At 58.6% G+C, this 16931-nt stretch carries 16 protein-coding genes and 1 pseudogene; 10 read left to right on the top strand and 7 right to left on the bottom strand.

Features of this window, described 5'->3' with window-relative positions; translation table 11 throughout:
* Positions 1–542 precede the first annotated feature (542 nt).
* Entirely contained in the window at positions 543–1328 is a 786-nt protein-coding gene (locus ACWGS9_RS27935; RefSeq protein WP_454508271.1) for a GGDEF domain-containing protein, read from the bottom strand.
* A 423-nt stretch (positions 1329–1751) separates the two neighbouring features.
* Between ACWGS9_RS27935 and ACWGS9_RS27930 the strand changes: the two genes are divergently transcribed.
* Positions 1752–2807, top strand: coding sequence for a hypothetical protein (locus tag ACWGS9_RS27930; protein ID WP_454508270.1), 1056 nt, complete (start codon positions 1752–1754; stop codon positions 2805–2807).
* Positions 2808–2943: 136 nt separating this feature from the next.
* On the opposite strand, the gene ACWGS9_RS27925 is transcribed toward ACWGS9_RS27930, so the two are convergent.
* Both ACWGS9_RS27925 and ACWGS9_RS27920 read right to left on the bottom strand, forming a co-directional pair.
* Entirely contained in the window at positions 2944–3270 is a 327-nt protein-coding gene (locus tag ACWGS9_RS27925) for a DUF2958 domain-containing protein (RefSeq protein ID WP_454508269.1), read from the bottom strand.
* 8 nt (positions 3271–3278) lie between these two features.
* Complete coding sequence (locus ACWGS9_RS27920) at positions 3279–3494, bottom strand: hypothetical protein (RefSeq protein WP_454508268.1); 216 nt, start codon at positions 3492–3494, stop codon at positions 3279–3281.
* Positions 3495–4340: 846 nt separating this feature from the next.
* Here ACWGS9_RS27920 and ACWGS9_RS27915 point away from each other — a divergent pair.
* Together ACWGS9_RS27915 and ACWGS9_RS27910 are read left to right on the top strand one after the other, a co-directional pair.
* On the top strand, positions 4341–4499 hold the full coding sequence (locus ACWGS9_RS27915) for a hypothetical protein (RefSeq protein WP_454508267.1): 159 nt from the start codon (positions 4341–4343) through the stop codon (positions 4497–4499).
* Between the two features lie 184 nt (positions 4500–4683).
* Positions 4684–4863 carry a hypothetical protein gene (locus tag ACWGS9_RS27910; protein WP_454508266.1) on the top strand — a complete coding sequence of 60 codons (180 nt, stop codon included), beginning with the start codon at positions 4684–4686 and terminating at the stop codon, positions 4861–4863.
* Here the strand turns inward: ACWGS9_RS27910 and ACWGS9_RS27905 are convergent.
* Together ACWGS9_RS27905 and ACWGS9_RS27900 are read right to left on the bottom strand one after the other, a co-directional pair.
* On the bottom strand, positions 4838–6181 hold the full coding sequence (locus tag ACWGS9_RS27905; RefSeq protein WP_454508293.1) for a hemolysin family protein: 1344 nt from the start codon (positions 6179–6181) through the stop codon (positions 4838–4840). The two genes, ACWGS9_RS27910 and ACWGS9_RS27905, sit on opposite strands and share 26 nt — an antisense overlap.
* A gap of 241 nt (positions 6182–6422) precedes the next feature.
* Positions 6423–6773, bottom strand: a complete 351-nt coding sequence (locus ACWGS9_RS27900; RefSeq protein WP_454508265.1) for a hypothetical protein — start codon at positions 6771–6773, stop codon at positions 6423–6425.
* Positions 6774–6868: 95 nt separating this feature from the next.
* Between ACWGS9_RS27900 and ACWGS9_RS27895 the strand changes: the two genes are divergently transcribed.
* Positions 6869–7075, top strand: a complete 207-nt coding sequence (locus ACWGS9_RS27895) for a hypothetical protein (RefSeq protein WP_454508264.1) — start codon at positions 6869–6871, stop codon at positions 7073–7075.
* 287 nt (positions 7076–7362) lie between these two features.
* Positions 7363–7866: a type II toxin-antitoxin system HicB family antitoxin gene (locus tag ACWGS9_RS27890; protein ID WP_454508263.1), complete on the top strand. Its 504-nt coding sequence runs from the start codon at positions 7363–7365 to the stop codon at positions 7864–7866.
* A 266-nt stretch (positions 7867–8132) separates the two neighbouring features.
* On the opposite strand, the gene ACWGS9_RS27885 is transcribed toward ACWGS9_RS27890, so the two are convergent.
* Positions 8133–10040, bottom strand: coding sequence for a hypothetical protein (locus tag ACWGS9_RS27885; RefSeq protein WP_454508262.1), 1908 nt, complete (start codon positions 10038–10040; stop codon positions 8133–8135).
* A gap of 543 nt (positions 10041–10583) precedes the next feature.
* Between ACWGS9_RS27885 and yhhA the strand changes: the two genes are divergently transcribed.
* The 5 genes from yhhA to ACWGS9_RS27860 all read left to right on the top strand — a co-directional run bounded on the left by yhhA (position 10584) and on the right by ACWGS9_RS27860 (position 16027).
* Positions 10584–10808 (top strand): YhhA family cyclophane-containing RiPP, encoded by a 225-nt coding sequence (gene yhhA, locus ACWGS9_RS27880; RefSeq protein WP_454508261.1) that lies wholly within the window; start codon positions 10584–10586, stop codon positions 10806–10808.
* Complete coding sequence (gene yhhB / locus ACWGS9_RS27875) at positions 10805–12946, top strand: cyclophane-forming radical SAM/SPASM peptide maturase YhhB (protein ID WP_454508260.1); 2142 nt, start codon at positions 10805–10807, stop codon at positions 12944–12946. The genes yhhA and yhhB overlap by 4 nt, the downstream gene beginning before the upstream one ends.
* Complete coding sequence (locus tag ACWGS9_RS27870) at positions 12943–13947, top strand: hypothetical protein (RefSeq protein ID WP_454508259.1); 1005 nt, start codon at positions 12943–12945, stop codon at positions 13945–13947. Before yhhB ends, ACWGS9_RS27870 begins: the two co-directional genes overlap by 4 nt.
* Positions 13937–14404, top strand: coding sequence for a GNAT family N-acetyltransferase (locus ACWGS9_RS27865; protein WP_454508258.1), 468 nt, complete (start codon positions 13937–13939; stop codon positions 14402–14404). The genes ACWGS9_RS27870 and ACWGS9_RS27865 overlap by 11 nt, the downstream gene beginning before the upstream one ends.
* Positions 14405–14920: 516 nt before the next feature.
* The gene (locus tag ACWGS9_RS27860; protein WP_454508257.1) at positions 14921–16027 is read left to right on the top strand and encodes a glycosyltransferase family 2 protein; all 1107 of its coding nucleotides are present in this window, start codon (positions 14921–14923) and stop codon (positions 16025–16027) included.
* A 535-nt stretch (positions 16028–16562) separates the two neighbouring features.
* On the opposite strand, the pseudogene ACWGS9_RS27855 reads toward ACWGS9_RS27860, so the two are convergent.
* A pseudogene (locus ACWGS9_RS27855) lies at positions 16563–16931 on the bottom strand (glycoside hydrolase family 127 protein); the annotation flags it as partial.

The following is a 16931-nucleotide window of genomic DNA, read 5'->3' as shown; positions in this document are numbered from 1 at the left end:
AACTCCGTCAGGGCAAATGACTTCAGATCACCTTCCAGGCAGTAGTCTCATCGATATGAGCCATTGGGAAACCTGGCAGGGCTATCACTTGGCAGATCATTCGTGAGGGCGCGCCATCGCTCAAATGATTCCCGCACGAACCGATCCTGCGCACCGCCTTCGGTAGGCGCGTCCAAAAGTCCGACAACACGAAGGATATCGAATGCCTTTCCATGACCTCGGCCCATTCGCGATCGACCGGCTCACCGCGGACATTGCTTACGTGGCCCATGGCTCACATCGAAAACTTGCGCGAGAACGGCGACGCGCCTGCTGATACGGATCGCGAAGGAGCACCCGCCGAACCTGCGCAGGTTTCGGCCTAACGACGGATTTTAAATTGCTCTGAGAACGAAAAAGGCACGATGAAGATGGTATTGCCGGCGGATCGAATTCCTCCGCGGCCTTGCGAAGCCGAAAGAGACGGCGCGCACACGCAGCGGCTGAACGAACCGTTTGCCGTCGCAGCGAGAAAGCGGCGATACCCGTCAAAAGCATATCTGCTATGGTATCACGACTTGCAATTTGGCTGCTTCAAAGTCGAACGAAATGCGGTTCCGGCCACGCCGTTTCGCTTCAAAAAGGCATCGTCCTGCTGTGCGAAGGATATCCTGAGTATCTGCATTGGGAGGGAATTCCGCACCACCGATGCTGACAGTCACCTTTACATCGTCGTGTTGCCCTTTGATCCAGGGCATCCCTTCAACAAGACGGCGGATGTTCTCCGCCATGGTCATCGCCTGCTCTTTGTGCATCCCTCGCAGCAGGATCCCGAATTCTTCGCCACCAAGGCGCCCGATTGAATCGCCAGGGCGCGTTAGATAGACAAGCGCTTTTGCGATTCGAACCAAGGCCTCGTCACCCTTGGAATGTCCGTGCCTGTCATTGAACAAGGAGAAGTGATCCGGGTCTATAAGGAGAAGCGTGTCGTATTCACCTTCATCGCGCTTCCTGTCCATCCTTGCCATGAATCCGCTGCGGCTAAGAAGCCCCGTCATCGGGTCGTGGCTGGTGACGAACGCCAGCCTGTCGTGGGTCTCTCTCAGGGCGGCATATGACTTCTCCAACTGGTCACATGTGTCCTGGATCGTTTCCGACTGGGTGAAGATGTAGGTGCCGACGGGTATTCCAATCAGGATGGGAATGAGGGTGCACTCCACCCAACTCAGCCAATCGACCGGCATGTGCAAGGCAATTCTTGCCGTGAACGACAGTGCAAAGGTCGCGACGATTGCAATTATCGTCACAACTATTGATTTGCCCAGAATACGCTTGGCGCGAGGCGTCATATTGTTTCTTTGAAGATTGGCACTGCTTCTTTAGATTCGGCCTCTGAAGGAACCGTTACCAAGTCAAATAAGATTATTCTGAAACTAGAAGGGGGTGAAAGGGCTGCGCCCACGTTGGAGCTGTTCAATTCTAGGCAATTGCTTAACACCGGCAGATTCGAAAAACTCGCATTTTAAGCGTTGCTGAAATTCGCCGCGCTGTCATACGTTCCCACCCTTTCGCGACATCCGACGGCGTAAACTCAGGTACCCACTCTCAGTCGTCGAGTTTACGAGGCGGCAAATTCGCCTCGAGCGGTTCGCCGCCTCCAAGCGAGCGACGTTCTCGCGTCCTAGATCCCCGGATGAGCCCCTGTCGAGTCTCGATCACATTCGCAGTATGGTAGGCCTCGTCGTCCGCTTCTCACGATCGAGTACCAATTGATGCTGCACTGCAACAAAAACAAGGGTACGCTGATGGATAGTGATGAGGGCTTGACCATGCCGATCGGAGACAACCTGCCGACCCAATCGGAGCAGACCTTTCTCAATTTGTTTGAGCCGCTGCCTCAGTTCGTTGAGCCCGCTGTCCGGGCCTGTCGTTTGTTCAACACGGCGCTCGACGCCATTTTCTATGATGTGCCGACCTTGGCCGCCCAACTCGCGGAAAAAGACGCCCCGGTGCGCGCCAGTGGCGAAAAGACTCCCTCTCGGATCGTCGAGTTCGATGCCCTCAGCAACCCAGAAGGCTCGCTGCTACTCATCGATGCGACTAAGGCGCCTTACGTGCACAAATATACGAACGCAGAGTTGTTTCTCTCCTCGCCCTATCAGGAAACGCGCGACGTCGAGATCGCGACGATCACGGGCGTCGGAAGTTCCGCGCTTGGAAGTGCGGCGTTCGCGTGGGATATCTCTCTTGCACTCGAAAAGCCCGTGCTCGCCATCGTGCCAGGATACGGCATGGGGGACGTCATTCTTCAGGCGCTTGGTGGCTGGTTTGGTTTCGGCCTCTATGACTATCTCCATGCGAAAAGCTTGATTCAGAACGGCCTCGCGAATGTCGCGCCGCAGACCGCAAGCATTGGCCGCCGCTTCTCGGCATCGATACCCGACGCCAAGACTGTGCATGGCGCGCCCGTCTTTCGTCATGGCTCTGGTTCGTCGGACATCTTGCATGCCCTCCTGACCTATCGCGACGCGCCGTTCAAGCTTTTGGTCGGGCATAGCAAAGGGGCGTTGCAGATCGGGAATGCAATCCAGTCGCTACGGCCGGAGCGAACCCATGCACTGCGCGTTGTGACACTTGGTTGTCCGATCGCCACGGATGTCGAGGGCGTGAGCTATTTTCAGTACCTTGGGCTGTTCGATGCCTTGGGACAACTCAACATGTGGGGACACTGGCCAGATCAGTGGACTCCGACCTGGCACAGCACAAACCCCATGCTGCCGCCGGCGATGGACGCGGGTAAGTACACGGAAGGTGTGATACCGACATAGCCGCTGTATCCGCGTCAGACAAGAATATCTCAGCAGGGCTGGCGGCTGACATTGTCTCTGCCTGTCAGCACTAATGGCCCCCCAATACTGGGTTTGGCAGCATGAGGGATTCCGTCCAGCCTTTGGTCGCCAAAAGCTAAGCGGATTCCTCCGCTAGTTTCTTATCCGCCCGGAAATGTCCGTCGCGTTCGACCGGCAGACCAAGGCGACCTCTGACGGCAGCCAGATCCGATATGCTGACGCTGCCGAGCTCTGGGAACCCCAGCCCAAGGTCGCAAAGCCCGAATGCGATATCCGGGTCTTCTGGATCGATCTCCATAAGCGGCCAGGTCGCAACGGCATCCGGCGTGAACAGCTTGACAACAGGGGCAAAGTTGATTTCGCCGCCCATGCCACGGAGAGGAAGCTGCTGGCGATCATTCGCCAGCAGCTTATTCCGCAGGTCTTGGGTCAAGAACTGCATGCCGCCTCCTATTCTTCGTCTTTGGGAGCGCGGAGGACAATGCGTCCCTCGAGCGGCAGGGCGTCGAGGAGGAGCGTTCCACCTTCGCCGTCATCGTGGGCGAAGAAGGAGCCAATGCGGGTCCAGAAGCTCTTCTGGCCGTCCTTGCCGTCCCGCACGGTGTAGGCGTGATAGATCGGAGTTTTTGGCTCGGGCTTCGTTGGGGTGTCGCGTTTGATGGTCATGGTCTTTTCCTTTGGTTGATGGTTTCTGTCCCGGAGGACGGTTCCAAAGGAGACGGCGCGCAGGGCTGGCTTGTCCCCAACACGGGAGCGCAGCGAAGGAGCGGGCAGGAACGGGACAAGACGGCTGCGTCGGCCAAAGGGGAACGGGCCTCAACTCCGGACAGTCCATCAACGGAAAAGCCATGGCCGGCCGCGGCACGGGCGTGCCGAGCCCCATCCGGCCACACGATAGGGCTGTGTCTGCTGGGGGACTATGGGCAGATGCAACCTGCATCGCCATGCTGCCCCACTGAGCTCAGGCGGCGCGACGTCCAACTAGCCTTCGGCCCTGACACAGGGCCCCCGCTTGCCGACTACGTAAGCCCGGAGGCTGGGCATGCAATGGCCGAAATGGGGAGCAGCGTGACGAGCATGGTCGGACATAGGATGCCCGATCGATGCGGGTGAGCGGCGGTGGCTAACAGGTTCTCTCAAACGCTGCTGCTTGACCTGCAAATGACGCTGCGCTTCGCCTGAGCACGCGGAAATCATTTCTGGCGCGATGCGCTGGCCATTAGCAGGCGACAACGTCCACTATCCCGGCAGGCAAACACTGCCTAACCCATCTCACCCGACCATTTCCCCAGCAAAAAGGAGAGCACACATGCATGCTCATCTCATTCGTGCGCCACCGCGGCGGCCACACCTCCGGTTTCGACCTCTCGGTAACCGGATGCCCAACGGGGCAAACCAATTCGGCCACCGGTCCGGCGAGCTCGGGAGGCTCATACCGAGCGGCAAGACAGTCGCCTGCGCCGACGCCACCGTCATGGCGGGCGACAGAAGGGCAACGCGGGAAGACACGAAATGAGCCTCACCGAGATCACGCAAGCGACGGTTGCCTTCATTCGCGAGCACGAAGCCTGGGACGTGCCGCTGGTGCTGGTGCTGGCCTTGGGGGGTCGTTGGCGTTCATTTCGCTGCTGCTTCCCGCGACCGTCATCCTGCTCGGCGTCGGCTTCCTGATCAGCGAAAGCGGCATCATTCTGGCCGCTGTGGCTGGCGGCCATCGTCGGCGCCTTCCTGGGCGACTGGCTGTCTTTCTGGATCGGCACCAGGCTTGGACACCGGGTTTCGAACTGTTGGCCCCTGACGCGCTACCGGGACGTTCTGCCGCGCGGCCATCGCTTCTTCGAACGCTGGGCCGGGCGTGTTCGTCGGCCGCTTATCAGGCCCGTTGCGCGCTTCCGTGCCGCTGCTCGAGGGCGGCATCTGCGAGATGCCCACGCTGATCTTCCAGATCGCCATCATCACGTCAGCGATCATCTGGGCGACGGGCATACTGGTGCCCGGCGCCTTCGGTCTCAAATGGCTGCAGCAGTGGATGTAGCGGCTTCGCGGCGCACGAGCAGCTTGTCGATGCGCCTTCCGTCCATGTCGAGGATTTCGAAGCGCCAGCCTTCGTAGCAGAAATGTTCGCCGGTTTCCGGAAGATGTCCGAGTTGGAACAGGGCGAAGCCCGCGATGGTGTGAAAGTCGCCGTCCGCCGATCCCGGCCGAAACCCGAGCCGTGCGAAGGCATCGTGCGCCAGCATCATGCCGTCGATCAGCAGCGAGCCGTCGTCACGCTCGACGATGTCGGGGGCCTCGCCTTCCATGTCCGGCAGGTCGCCGGCGATGGCTTCTAGCAGATCGGTCTGGGTGACTATCCCTTCCAGGCTGCCATATTCGTCGAGGACGATGGCCAGCCGCACCGGCGCGCTCTTGAACTGGTCGAGCACGCGGAATATCGGCGTTCTCTTATGCACGATTACCGGTTCGCGGATGACGGCCATCGGATTTAAAGCGTAGCCGTGGAGCACCTGGTCGAGAAGATCCTTCTTTAGGACCATGCCCAGCGGCTCGTCGATGCCGCCGCGTCCGACCAGGAGCTGGTCGTGGCGGCAGTCGCGGATGGTGCCAAGCATCTCGTCCAGGCTGACGTCGGCGTCAATCCAGTCGACTTCGCGGCGCGGCGTCATGATGTTGGCGATGCGGCGGTCGCCTATGTTGAAGACGCGCTCGACCAGTTCCTGCTGCGCCTGATGCAGCAGCCCGGCCTCCTGGCTGGCGGCGACGAGCAGTTTCAGTTCCTCGGGTGAATGCAGCGCTTCCTCGCCCGTTCCCGGCCGCAGCCCACAGAGTTGCAGCACGAGGTTACCGAGATTGTTGAGGCCAATGATTGCTGGGCGCAGCAGGAACAGGAACAGTCCGAGCGGGCGCACCACCCGGAGCGCGGTCCCCTCGCTGCGCTGGAGCGCCAGGCTCTTGGGCGCCAGTTCGCCCAGCACGATGTGTAGCGCGGTGATGATAATGAAGGAAATGATGACCGCGATGGCGTGCGAACTGAATGCTGCCAGCGATCCCGGCAATGCGTTCAGCAGCGGCTCGATCAGATGGGCGAGCGCGGGTTCGCCGACCCAGCCTAGCCCGAGCGAGGATATTGTGATGCCGAGTTGGGTGGCCGCGAGGTTGGCGTCGAGATTATCGACGGCGCGCTTCAGGGCGTTTGCATTGAGCCTTCCGGCATTGACCAGTTCGATCACGCGGCTGCGGCGAACCGCCACAAGTGAAAATTCAGCTGCTACAAAGAAACCATTGGCGGCGACGAGGGCAAGTACGGCCAGTATCCCGAGTAAATCGTAAATACCGCCATCGATACTGGACATGATCTCCTTTTGGGCGGAATGCCGCCACGCGTGGTGATTGGGAATCACTCATAACACGGTTTTGTTGCATTCCTACGCGGTGCGGATGGATGAATATGACCAGCGTTTCTTGTGCGGCCGGACTTATTCACGGCCGGCTAGTGGATTGATGCCGCCAAACGACCCTATTCGCTGCCTTGGATGTGCTCGAAGCCAGGGTCATCAGTAGCTGCATGCAGGGGCACCGCCGTCATTCGCTTCCTCAGCCCTGTCGAGCGCAAAGTCTGTGCCGGCAGACCGCGGTCGCGGATGCGGTCGATGACGGTCGAAAGGAGCGTGCCGGTGGCATCATGGCGTTCAAACCCGGGGTGTCCTTGGTGCTCGCTCCGAGCGCCAGCAGGGCGCCCACCTGTCCTTCGAGCACCACAGCCGGCAACGGCGGGGCGACGACGAATTCCGGCGATAGTTGGTTGATGAGCGACGAGAGCGCTCTGCACCTTGTGGAATCGCCCGCGATCCGCTGCCCGACAAGCACGTCCGGTTCGGGCACCCAGCGGCGCAGCCTTTCCTCGTCGAACCCCAGGTTGAAGTAGCCGTTGGCAGCCGGCGACACCATATCCGGGGATTGGGTCGTCCATAGAGCAGGATGTCGCCGGGCATCATGCCGAGGCGCTGGATGTGCGAGCTCTTCCGCGCTAGACGAAGCGCATGACCAGGTTGAACGTGTGCCGGTCGCTGCGCGAGAGCGCCTTGGCGCCGGGGATAGTACCGCTGTCGTTCGCCGGCCCGCTTCACCACGTCGACCCCGCCGAGCCGTGCGAGTTGCAGGGTGAAACTGAACGTCGCTCGGTCCACGTCCGCGAGTCCGAGCGGATGCGCCCGCGTGGCAAACGCCAGACATCCGACATGATTTGAAGCAAGAGTGAACGGCATGGCGGCACACTGGAATGGCGCGGGCAGGACGCTATGTGGTGAGCTTCGCGGCCTGCTGCAACGCCGAGGTTCTCGGCGAGGTCGCCAGCGGCAATTCCGCCGACGAAGAGCGGGGTGAGCGACTTGTCGCCTAATGGCCGCCCGGATTGTGCTGAGTTCGCCATGCCAATCCATCAGCCGCCCCCTTTCGCCGCAAGCCGGTCAATGCTAGGTTTGTGTGTGATTCGACACACCTTGAGTGAATGAAATAGCATTCTGAAGAGGCCGAAATGAAAAAGCAGCTGTATCCGGCGGTCCTGGAGCGCGGTGCTAAGGGAACGTTCGGCGCGTGGTTTCCCGATTTTCCCGGCAGCGTCGCCGGTGGAAAATCGCTAGAGGAAACAATCGAGAAAGCGGAGTGCACGCTGGCGAAAGCGGTTGATTTGCTGTTCGAGCACGGCAAGTCGCTACCCGAGCCGACGCCGATCGATGGGATCGTGCTTCCCAAGGGCTGCGATCTGCTGGCTTATTTCATTGTAGGCGTGGATCCGCCGGATCAGTCGGAGAGGGTGAACGTCTACCTGCCGACAAGCCTGATTGCCGAGGCCGACCGGTACGCGGCGGCACTCGGTATGAGTCGCTCCAGCTTTTTCGGGCTCGCTGTCACCAATGCGCTAAACCCGCGCCATATCCCTGCCACCTTTCGGACGAGTTTGCCGAAGTCTCACTCGAAGGTGCACAGGACGGGCGGGCTGCGAACTGAAAAATCACGGACCAAGAAGCGCTCGCCATAGACGGGTGCGGCTCGATCCGTCCAAAATCCTGACCAAGATTGGCAAACAAACCAGGCAACGTTCTTCCGTCTGGAGTCACATTGTCGTGCCTTACCTGCTCACGGAGCACAAGCCGGTAGAGCTGTGAGAGACGTTCGCTATCGAACGACCAGCTTCGGTTCGCGCGATGAAGGTGCAGAACGTCGAAAAGCTGCTCAAGCTCGATCGCAGAAAAACGTTGCACCTGGTTTGGGCCGAAAGAAATCGTCGGAAGTGGCGATGCCAGGTCAAGCGGGCGTTCTCGTCTCAAGTTCTTCCCGAATTCTCCGGATTTCAGCTTCGACTGCGTCTGCCTCGCCAGCTGCCCCTAAAGCCCGATAAAGTTTTTCAGCTTCCTCAAAAGCCCAACTGGCGGCAAGGAACGCGTCGGTCTCATCAAGATCCCGCAGCCCCCTGAGGTATGCCTTGGCAGAAGCTTCATAGAGCTGTGCAGCGCGCTTGTAGCTCGCCGTAGCCTCATCAGGCGCGTGCGGCTGGAGCAAATCACCTAAACCTCGCAACGCAAACGCCAGATTTCTGACGACGCCGACGGACCAAGATTCAGGATCAACGGCCCGTCGCGATATTCCCTCAAGGATGGCGATCGCCCTTCGAAAGTCTGCTTCTGCTCCATTTCGCCGGGCCCGCATGCATAGCAGGATTCCCAACCTCTCTTCAGCTGAAAGCCTTTGACGAGATTGCGGGCTGCCGCTCAAAATGGTGAGTACGCTGTCGAGCATTTCAATAGCCGCCGTCAGGTCATTCTCGGCGGCACCTTCGTCCCCTTGCTCAGCAACAGATTCGGCAAACCCAAGAGCTGACTCGATCCAATCTGATTGCGCCATCGTGGGATCGATTTCTTGGGTGGCAGCGCGAAACGCTTCCATCGCTCGCCGAAGAGCCTCATCGGAATGAAGGCCGTTTTGGTTTCCAGGAGCATCAGCAAGATCAAGGAGAGTCTGCGCCAGGATTGCGCGTGCCTTGCCGTTATCAACTCCGCCGGCTTTAAAAAATTCGCCCCAGGCCTCGACACTCGCCGCCAGCAGGTTTGATGCATTTTCTGAGCTGCCCAACCTACCGAGACTGATGGCGCGCAGTCTGGCTGCATCGGGATCAGCCGCAGCCATTGCTTCCGAAACACCTTGAACAACGTTGCTATCCCTCCCGCCGAGGCTATCGATTGTTGCCCGCTCAAGGATAATATCATTTGCGCTCGGAGTTGCCGCATTTCTCAAACGCCCTATGCCGAGGCCAAAATCACGCTTGAGACGCGCGATCACCGGATCAGCTGGATCGGCAATGAGTTGCTTTCGCATGTCTAGCACCGCGAGCGGATCGGTCATCCAGCTTGGCGCGCCAAATCCAAGATCGCGGACCACCTGCGCAAAAAACTTGTCTGCATCTTGATTTACAATCGCAAACTTGTTCCTGCCCGCTAGCATTGCTCGAACCCGCGGATTTAGCGCCTCAATGGAATCCTCGAACAATACCCAAAACACCATCAAATTAGGTATTGCAGAACAGGCTCTTTCCAGCAGCGTAACAACGCCCCCCTCCTCGCTGCCGGAATAACCAACAACGACCAACAGTTCAGCGTCTTTCAATCCGAACATTGTCCCCTGCATGGACAATGCTTCCTGAGTAGCGAATGTATCACCTACGCTATTTCTCAGCTCGTATGTGTACATCGACCCGTGCAAATGGACTACTTGGGGATGGTCTGGGCGAGACGCCACACGACTAAGTGCCGATAGACCGTCCGCCACCACCGGTATCATGCCCGTGAGAATGATACCCTGAAGCACTAGCTGATCAAAATTGGTGGTCAGGACTGTATGAGCATAATGGCAGCGCACCAACTCTCCAAGGCAAATATGAGCCCAGTTCACTTTGCCCTCACTGCGATCGATGGCAGCTTTGATAATTGAGCGCTGCTTGTTGTCTGACCGAAAAAATTGCTCGAACAAATAACCGTATAGGCGACCCCAATTGGGGTCTCGAATGTCGAAACCGGGTAACAGCCTAGCAATGTCTGTGAGATATCCGCGCTCTTCCAGCCAAATCAACGCAAGTGCCGGATTCTGCCTTTCCATTTCCGGTGCAGCTTGAAGTTTAGCCAATTCCAGCGTCAAATCCCTGGCGATTTCGCTCGCCATTGGAATACCCGCAGATCGCGAACAGCCGGCCCCAATCAGGAAGACTGCCCCAGTACCCCGCTGTCCGTCTCCCCATTCGCACCCCGATTTTGCAATCTTGAGCTGAATCGAAAGCTCTCTCACGCTTACTGGGATCGGACCACTTGGAAGTCCAACGGACGAATCCATCCTGGGTATCACCTGGGTTGACGCGAATAATGGGCACTTTTAATTGCGATATTTTTTTCTGCAATATCTCGACGATGCAGACAAAGATCATGAAGGACCGCAGGGTTTGAGTCGGGAAAATAAACAGTTCATTCTGCGGTCACATTTGCCATAGCTTCAACCTTGTACCGTGCTAAGGCTGAAAAGAACAATCGGATATTTTTTTTCTCTTGCGATCTAGGCGACATAAAATCTATCATAGAGTTTATTTATTATTTATCCGTCTGCCGATTCATCTATAACTTCTCGAAAGTAAACTTAAAACGCACTCGCGCAGGCAAACGCGCAGCGAAATGCTGATGACTAAACCTAGTAGATTCCTTATTTTGGCATGCTATGATGGCAATGAGAAAGCTGGAGCCTCAAATGTCTAATCCAAGTCAACGCGATCTTTCTGCCTCTCCCGCCACGCCGAATCGGGACGTGCGTATTGCCTTATTAAAGGGTCAACAGGCCAATCCAGCGCTCCAGCGGCTGCAAGGCCGTGTGTTAGCGCAGGCTGAGCCAAGCGATGTTATCACTAGCTATGATCGGATGCATCATCGCCATAGCCGTTCATGACTGCTGACAAGGCGCCTCCACGGATAACGTCATTTCTGGTGAAGGTTGCCTCGCGCTGCAATCTCGATTGCGACTATTGCTATGTCTTTCATCATGCCGATCAGTCTTGGCGATCCATGCCGAAGCTGATCGCTGCGGACACGCGAACTGCGTTTGTTACAAAATTGGCGGACTACTTGTCTGAGGCTTCGATCCCGCGTTGCACAGTGATTTTCCACGGCGGGGAGCCGCTGCTGGCCGGGGCCGACACACTAGTGGCGTTTGCCGCTCAGATCAGGGCTGCGACGCCGTCGTCGGTCGACATCGGACTTCAGACCAATGGCCTCTTGCTCACGGAAGCGACACTGCAGGCTTTTGAGGCAGCGAACATTAGCGTGTCGTTGAGTCTGGACGGACCACAGGCGACCAACGACAAGCATCGGACTTCGAAGAAGGGGCGGTCTAGTTTCCGCAAAGTCGCGGCCGCGTTGGAAAGGCTGAAGGCGCACCCAGCGATTTTTGCAGGGGTTATCGCCGTTATAGATCCGACGACAGCTCCTGAGGAGCTACTTGGGTTCTTCAGTAACCATCAGGTGCCCAAGCTCGACTTCCTCCTACCCGACGCCCATCACTTGCGGGAACCTCCCGGCCGCAGCGGACAGGAAGATCTTTATGAAACCTGGCTCCGCCGCGCCTTTGACGTTTGGCTCGACGAACATCCGCACCTTTCGATCCGGACATTTGAAGCTCTGCTTGACGCCGTAGCAGGCCTTCCCTCGGGCACGGACGCGTTCGGGCTAGGCGATGTGAGTTTGATCAGTATCGAGACCGACGGCAGCTACCACGACCTTGATGTTCTCAAGGTGACACGCGATGGAGCAACCAAAATCGGCGGCGGCGTAGCCGATACCGCGATAGCGACCATTGCTGCCTCCGACCATCTGGCTGCTCATCGTAAATTGCTTAGCAAGCCAGGCCTCAGTGTGACGTGCCAAGCGTGCGATATAGTCGATATCTGTGGCGGCGGCTCCCTCCCCCATCGTTTCGGTGAAAACGGCTTTAACAATCCCACGGTCTATTGTGGAGAGATGACTGCGCTCGTTGCGCATGTTCGGGCGCGTGTTCAGGAACTGCTCGGGCAAGCTGTCAAGCCAGGCGAGAGGCTCGCCACGGATTTCGACTTCGAAGCTTACGAATTGGCTGAGCGCGGCGCTAACGCCATGGCTTACCTTTGTCAATCATCACGCTCGGCGCTGACGGCCGAATTCATCAGAGCTACCGCGCACCTGGCGGTCGGACGGAGCGACCAGGTTCGACGGCTGGAGGATACAGATTCTGACCGACTGGCAGAAGTCGCGCAGCAGCCGGGAGCGGTAGCCTGGCAACGTACGCTCCTCGCCCAAGCTGAAGGCCGTTTGGTCCGTACCGTGGACGGGCTACCGCTTGAAGCCGACGGCGATTACCTACCAATGCTGATCAGTCGGTCGCTCCCAGAACTGATTTCTCTTGCGGTGGCAGCGGTCGACCCATGGCTGCGCAAGCCGTTTGGCGATGCGATCTATTTTGAGGATGATGAAGCGGCCGCCCAGGCTCGGCCTGTAGTCGAGCAGGCCTTTGAAATAATCGAGCGGTGGCGCCCGGCGCTTGCTGCTGAGATTCGCCAAGCTTGCCGCGCGATCCAGTTTGTCAGGGATCCGCTCGCTCACCCGGAGAAGATCGTCTCTTTCAGTGACAACACCGTCCCTGGAGCACTCTACGTATCGGTTTGGCAGGGTGATCGGTTGATTGACCCCTACGATCTGGCGGATTCGCTTGTCCACGAGCATCGCCACCAGAAGCTCTATCTGCTCGAGCGCCTTGCGCCGACGGTTGAACCGACAGAGATTCGCGTAGTCTCGCCCTGGCGCGAGGATTTGCGTCCCCCTTCCGGTCTGCTGCACGCCGTATTCGTTTTCGTCGAGTTGCGGCGGTTTTGGGCCTTCGTGCTGAAAACCGGCCCAGCCCGCCTGCACAACCGAGCCGCGAACCAATTGCGAGACACCGACGAACATCTTGCAGAAGCGTTTGCCACCCTGTTGACGTGCCCGTTGACAGAAGCCGGACGATCCCTCACGGCTGTCCTGCAAAGAGCCGCAGGGCTAATGGCCGAGGCGGCGTGAGCATCTCGGGTGTTCAAAAGGGTAATCTACCCGACTCGGAGGCCGAGCGTCACGCGGCGCTTCGCGATTATTTCTGCGACATAGACGGCGAGGCGACGCTCACCCATGCGGGATGGGACATTACGCTGCGCTGGCCCGGGGGCGCCGACCGCCACGTCGATCCCCGCTTAATGGAGGGATTGACCTGGTGGGACGACGACGTCACCCTATCGACCATGGTGCACGCGCGACGCCGACGAGGCCGTATTCTTAGCGCGCTCTACGATACTTGGACCCTGCACAGCTGGAGCGAATGGGTTAGCCGTCAGCAGGTGTCTCAGCACGAAAAACTTCTCGTCCTGCATGTCGACGATCACCGTGACCTGGGCAGCCCGCGCCTATTTAACTCAGGCGGGGCTTGGATCGACAGCATCTCGGGCCGCTCATGTCGTCTTGACCAACCGAACACAGTCCTTGATGCGATCGAGAGCGGGGCCATTGGGATGGGCAGTTTCATGACACCCTTCCTGCACGCCTTTCCCGCCACCGAGGTCCGCCAGCTCTGCCAGCCACCCAAAGCCAGTTCCACACAGGATTTTACCATTGAACTGACTAGTGTTCAGGATACGCTCATCAATCGGCACCTCAGTCGACCAGCGATCCGTTTGTCCGATATAACAAGCGGCGAACACCGCGGCCGTTATCGTCTGACAAACAACCTTACCGAATGGCTTGACGAACTTGGTGATCGGCGCATCCTTCTCCACATAGACATGGATTACTTTAACAACCGGTATGATGGAGACACCGACTGGGGGCAGCGGGCGGCGAGGTTAGATCCTCCCATCAATCAAGTCTTGACCAAGATCGATGAGGTCACCGACGCATTAGCGCGGATGGTACGCGCAGAACAGCTGGTCGACATCGTTGTTGCTTACTCGCCGGGTTTTTTTCCAGCCGAGTTTTGGGGCACGGCGACGCAGCGACTGATCCCGCAGCTAGATCGCATCTATGAGCGTTAAAGCCTCCCCCAAGTCTAAGGCGCGACGGGTCCCCAAGCGGCAAACTCCGAAGCCCAAGATTAGGCATAAGCTCCCTCTCAGCGCGGTTGACGCTGACCAAGTGTTCCTCACCCGAACCAAGGGAACTCCCCAAAGGGGCGGCGGGCCAGGCGGCGAGGCATGGAAGATCGAAGTCGATGCCAAGCGCACCGGCATCGTGTTCATCAACTTGATCGACGAGATGCCCGTCGGACCTCACGCCTCGATCCAGATCTACCTGAACAAGCCGAGCCAAGGCAGGCATATCGGCAGGATCGCCTACCGGAAGGCTTGCGAGGCAAGCTCTTACGACGTGGTCTACGCCCACATGCGCAAGTCGAATCTTGCATCACGCCGGGCAGCTGAGGAAGCAGGATTCGAGATAGACATGCATGCGGGGGCAAGCCAGCTGCTGATGAGATGGCAACGTAAGCCGTGATCCGGCCCCCGCATTGGCTCAAGCCCTCGGCAGTCGTCGACTTGCGCCTTGTCGAACTCGGCATTCGTCCGGCCCTCCGCACGGAGACAAACGGGTCGGTCAGCAATGCAGATATAGGCCGATGGGCACGCGGACGGTCGCTGTATTTCTGCCGCGACACGGAGGATTTTTTGGTTTTGGCTAGAAACCCTATGTTGGTTCGCTACATCATGATGATCGATCGGAGTCCCGGCGACCACGTCGCGAGGCTCGGGCACTGGCTTGGATATCCGGCGTGCTGCATACGGTCGGCGGGACGAGTTACTGAATCCAATCTCGACTTTTGGTCAGAGAAGATTGGCACCCGTAGGCACATCGGAAGGCATGCATACACTAAAACGGCAGGCTATCGTACCGGGCAGGCGTTAATCAGCCACGTCCCTTGTTCGCCACACTGTCGTGCCTCCCTCGCCATGGCCACCAAGGTCAGCGAAAGCGCGGGGCCGCGTTCACCACGGCCGTGGATGGGAAAATAGGATGCACACCGCCGTTGCCATCCCGTGCCTCAACGAGGCGGCAACGCTGGTGAAAGTCTGTGCCTCCCTCGGGTACAGTGACCAGACCCGGACGCCACCACCCGACACGACGTTGATCTTGGTTGATAACGGCTCGACAGACGGAACAGTTTCCGCGATGGCGGCAATCCGATCAGCGCACCCCGGCGCCGTCATCATGGGCGTGGAATTCGAACGCGGCTATATTCCCCCGCGACACCGAGGCGTGCTTCTCGCCAAAGAGATGGCAGATGCTCGTGGGATACCCGCGGACGCACTCCTGATTCTGCAGGCCGACGCCGACACGCTTTATGACCAAAACTACGTGCAGGCGATGCAAAAGGCCGCCGCGATGGCTCCCGGAAATCTGATCGAAGGTGTGGCGCATGAAGATTTCTCTTTCGAGGCCGCTCACCCAGGTTACGAGGCCCGCTGTGCCGCTACAGATGCGGTCGTTGCTGGTCTCCTTGTGCCGGAAGCCGAAGAGGTTATTCTCGATGACAAGGTCGCGGGCTTCAGGCTTAGCGACTACTTACGCTGGGGCGGTCTTCAGCGAGAATTCGACCGGGACGGCGACGAGATCCATGCCGAAACGTCGCGGCTTTATATCCGCGCGAAAACCTTCGGTGCCGGGCGCGTCCGGGTCGGAGATGCTATTGCCTTCCCTTCAAGACGCAAACTCGAGGCAGATCCGCTAGCCTATTTCGCCACCGCCGGGTTTCCCAGGGAAGCTGGATGGCGCCAACGTTGGGCCGCAAGCCACAAGCGGGTCCTGTCCCTTGATGACTTCGAGCGGTCGGGGGACAGTGAGCGCCTCATAAAACATGCCGCGTTCGTTCGACAAATGCATATGCTGGTCCTATTTGCCCTGGTGCCAATTCACGTGCAACTGGCCCTAGGTACATCCGCGAGGTCGGCGCTTGGTTCACCACTCGGCCAGCTACTCAAGGCGGTCGCTGTGGATCTTGAAACCGTCAAGACTCAACCAGGCCAGATTCTCGATGCTTTTCTGCATCTCGCCGACGACAACCCTGAACTCTTCGCCGATTGCATTGCGGCCATAGATGCGCCTGTCAGTCAGGGCAGTTGACCAAGTATATACGCGTCAACTTTAGTGTTTCAGTCACTGCTCAGCCTTGGTGGCGCACCCGAACGACCGGTTACCCGAAAATTACATGAGAATATTCGAGATGCCTGACGTCCAATAGCTATTTGAAAAACTTGGCGCACGCGACGCGATTCGAACGCATGACCCCTTCCTTCGCAGAGAAAGTGTGGTTCATGGATGCCACGCAAGCGCTGGTGCTAACGAGTGTGCGTTGCGCGACATTGTCATCCGCCGTCGCGTGACCGAGCTCATAGATACCGGTGTAGACCGCCCCGCCCAAGATGCCCGATAAAGGACCCGTAGAGCCTCGGATCGATTTTCGAGACTAACGCGGATGCGCCCTAACCGCCGCTTTCATGCATTTCCTCCGATGGTAAATATGATGATTTAAATCATCTTATTCGATATAAAAGGGAAGCAGGCTCCATTCGTCAACAGACATTCAATAGGCCTGCACAGCCGCGCGCTAGATCGGGCGCGCCGGACGCGCCCGATGCGGACGCGGCGCCGGCCGCTCTCACGCTTCCCTCAGCCATACCAGCATCTCGCCGGGATCGCGGTTGTCCCAGGCAAAATAGGGAACCGCCTTGAGCTTCGTCTCCTGCGTCGCCGGCGGTTCGGAGCGGTAGAGATCGCTGCCCCAGTTTTCAGCCCCTGCCCTGCTGCCGATGGCCGAAAGCGTGACGATCCCACCGAGCAGGTTCGGCTCCCCATGCGCCTCGAGCCTGGCCGTGCGCGGCAAGGCAACGCGGTGCAGCCCACGGCCATTGTCGGTTTCCTCGACGCAGTAGATCAGCGGGCCGCGCGCGAGCGCGACGCGGCCTATATCCTGGCGCACATGCGGGTTGGCGAAGACGCGGCCCATCGACATATCGAGGTCGAGCTC

The sequence above is a fragment of the Mesorhizobium sp. Arg314 genome, assembly GCF_053714275.1.
The sequence above is the reverse complement of the archived record's forward strand: the minus strand, read 5'-3'. Positions and strand labels throughout refer to the sequence as shown.

Bases quoted from the DNA above. Each gene is read 5' to 3' on its own strand.
- ACWGS9_RS27920 (WP_454508268.1), bottom strand. From the start codon at position 3,494: ATGACCATCAAACGCGACACCCCAACGAAGCCCGAGCCAAAAACTCCG.
- ACWGS9_RS27935 (WP_454508271.1), bottom strand. From the start codon at position 1,328: ATGACGCCTCGCGCCAAGCGTATTCTGGGCAAATCAATAGTTGTGACG.
- ACWGS9_RS27930 (WP_454508270.1), top strand. From the start codon at position 1,752: ATGCTGCACTGCAACAAAAACAAGGGTACGCTGATGGATAGTGATGAG.
- ACWGS9_RS27905 (WP_454508293.1), bottom strand. From the start codon at position 6,181: ATGTCCAGTATCGATGGCGGTATTTACGATTTACTCGGGATACTGGCC.
- ACWGS9_RS27860 (WP_454508257.1), top strand. From the start codon at position 14,921: ATGCACACCGCCGTTGCCATCCCGTGCCTCAACGAGGCGGCAACGCTG.
- yhhB (WP_454508260.1), top strand. From the start codon at position 10,805: ATGACTGCTGACAAGGCGCCTCCACGGATAACGTCATTTCTGGTGAAG.
- ACWGS9_RS27915 (WP_454508267.1), top strand. From the start codon at position 4,341: ATGAGCCTCACCGAGATCACGCAAGCGACGGTTGCCTTCATTCGCGAG.
- ACWGS9_RS27925 (WP_454508269.1), bottom strand. From the start codon at position 3,270: ATGCAGTTCTTGACCCAAGACCTGCGGAATAAGCTGCTGGCGAATGAT.
- ACWGS9_RS27890 (WP_454508263.1), top strand. From the start codon at position 7,363: ATGAAAAAGCAGCTGTATCCGGCGGTCCTGGAGCGCGGTGCTAAGGGA.
- ACWGS9_RS27865 (WP_454508258.1), top strand. From the start codon at position 13,937: ATGAGCGTTAAAGCCTCCCCCAAGTCTAAGGCGCGACGGGTCCCCAAG.
- ACWGS9_RS27895 (WP_454508264.1), top strand. From the start codon at position 6,869: ATGACCAGGTTGAACGTGTGCCGGTCGCTGCGCGAGAGCGCCTTGGCG.
- yhhA (WP_454508261.1), top strand. From the start codon at position 10,584: ATGATGGCAATGAGAAAGCTGGAGCCTCAAATGTCTAATCCAAGTCAA.
- ACWGS9_RS27885 (WP_454508262.1), bottom strand. From the start codon at position 10,040: ATGGCGAGCGAAATCGCCAGGGATTTGACGCTGGAATTGGCTAAACTT.